1 pseudogene is annotated in these 339 nt (G+C 73.5%); it reads right to left on the reverse strand.

What is annotated here, in order from left to right:
• A pseudogene (locus tag KVT44_RS55825) lies at positions 1-339 on the reverse strand (nucleotidyltransferase domain-containing protein); the annotation flags it as partial.

Consider the following 339-nt stretch of genomic DNA (forward strand, 5'->3'; position numbering starts at 1 on the left):
TCGTTCGTCACCCACTCCCCACGCGCCGCCAGCACCGCGTGACCGGTGTGCAGGGCGGCGGGCGCCTGCGCTCCCGCGACCTCCGTGAGACGACCGGCGGGAGCGTGGTTGGCCTTGGCGTAGGCGAGGGTGGCGCGGGCGGGGCCGTGCCAGGGAGCGGAGGCGGAGATGCGGAGTTTCGCCGGGTTGGCGGCGGCTCGGGGCAGGTCGCCGCGCAGGACACGGTTGACGGCGAGCTCGGCTACGAGGAGGTAGCTGGGGATACCGGCGAGATGGAAGAGAAGCGGCCCCACGTGAAACCGCCCCTGCACCGCCCTCGCCAACTCCCGTTCCACCACG

Source organism: Streptomyces sp. GbtcB7, from assembly GCF_019091445.1.
GTDB classification, from domain to species: domain Bacteria; phylum Actinomycetota; class Actinomycetes; order Streptomycetales; family Streptomycetaceae; genus Streptomyces; species Streptomyces mirabilis.